The following is a 1,657-nucleotide window of genomic DNA, read 5'->3' on the forward strand; positions in this document are numbered from 1 at the left end:
GGTAGCTGTTGCACAACTCTTGGCTGAAGTAGAACTTTCCCATCTGTCTCCCTTGATTTCTTAATTTCTCCCCGATTCTCGGGGCCAAAATAGCCTTAAAAAGCGGCTGTAAGGGGTCTTGGTAAGGCCATGACGGCTGTCTGCCTTCTTTTAGGGGTAAAGCGCAGCAGCTTCTGCAGATTGTAGGCCGTAGCGGCCAACAGCATTCCCTTCTGGGCCTGTTTGATGCCCCTGGTGTTGATCTTCCTCAGGCCCATGTAGTTGGTGAGCGTGCCCAGCACGGGCTCCACGGTGGCCTGCCGGAGACCTTTCATCTTCCGACCATAGCGGCTTTTCAGCCGGGCAATCACCCGCTCGTACTCCTCGCGGTAGAAGGTGACCTCCACCTTCTTCTCGTGGCCCTTGCCGATGCAGCCCTCGCGCAGGGGGCAGCCCCTGCAGTCCCTGCGGGTGGTGAGATAGAACCTCTTTTTGATGTTGCCCTTCGGCTCCACCTTCACCTTCCGGAACGTGGCCCTCTTGCCCTGGGGGCAGAGCCAGCAGTCCTCTTCCCGGTCATAGGTGAACCCCTCGGGCCCTCCCTTGTAGGTGCCGTGCGGCGGGATGAAGGCCGTCATGCCCTGCTCTTCCAACAAGGCGTAGTTCTCCCCCGAGGAGTAGCCCGCGTCCGCCAGGATATGGCTGCAGCTTAGCCCCAAGCACCGCAGTCTGCCGGTGAGCCCGCCGAGCAACTTCGGCAGGCACTGGTTGTCCTTCCTGTCCGCAAAGTCCGCCTGCACATGGGTGATGGTGTGGTGGGCCGAGTCAACCGAGAGCTGGGCCAGGTAGCAGAGCCTGCGGGCCTTGCCCGGCTTGACGGCGACGCGGGCGTCCGGGTCCACGGGCGAGTAGTGCGTTTTGTTGGAGGTATATTTGCTGCCTTTGTTATGGGCTCCCGGCCGCAGGTCCTGCTGTAGGCTCCAGTTGCGGTTACGGGCCTTGATTTCTTGCAGCTCGTCGTGGCTGGCCGTGATGGTCTGCTGCTCCGGGGTGGCTTTATTGTGAGAAGCCTTCCTGTCACCCCGGCTGATGGCCCTGACCCGCCCCAGGTGCGCGTCGAGCGTTTCCTGCGGTACCTTCAGCTCCAGGGAGTCCATGGAGGCGTTGGCCTTCACCAGGGCCGAGTCCACCACCTGGGTATGGCCCGAGACCATGCCCGCCTCCACGCACAGGGAGAGCACACGGGTGAAGACTTCCTCAAAGAGAGACCCGGGCAGCAGCTGGCGGGTGCGCGAGACGGTGGAGTGCCAGGGCAAGGGCTCGTCCAGCTGGTAGCCCAGGAAGTAGAGCAGGTCCAGCCGCAGGCCGCAGTGCTCGATGAGCCTGCGGTCGGAGACGATGTTCTCCAGGTAGCCCACCAGGCAGAGCTTGAAGAAGACCACAGGGTCAATGGACTGATGGCCGCAGGAGCCATAGTGATGGGTCGTCAGCCCGTAGAGGAACTCCAGGTCGAGCCTGTCCTTGAGCCGCCGGTAGAAGTTGCGCTCCGGCACGTGCGCCGAGAGCGAGAAACGCAGCTCCCGCTCGTCCTCAAAATGCTTCCTGCCCTGCATCACGTTAAGGATTTGGTACTACCTCCTTAAACGGCTATCTTCAGCCAGTTGTGCAACAGGCACAA

1 protein-coding gene is annotated in these 1,657 nt (G+C 61.4%); it reads right to left on the reverse strand.

The annotated features are described in order from the left end of the window. Positions 1-95: 95 nt before the first annotated feature. A complete protein-coding gene (locus tag JT718_RS20390) occupies positions 96-1,592 on the reverse strand; it encodes an IS1182 family transposase (RefSeq protein ID WP_205504647.1) in 1,497 nt (498 codons plus the stop codon). Positions 1,593-1,657 lie beyond the last annotated feature (65 nt).

Origin of the sequence: Rufibacter psychrotolerans, assembly GCF_016924645.1 — a bacterium.
Taxonomy (GTDB): Bacteria; Bacteroidota; Bacteroidia; order Cytophagales; family Hymenobacteraceae; genus Nibribacter; species Nibribacter psychrotolerans.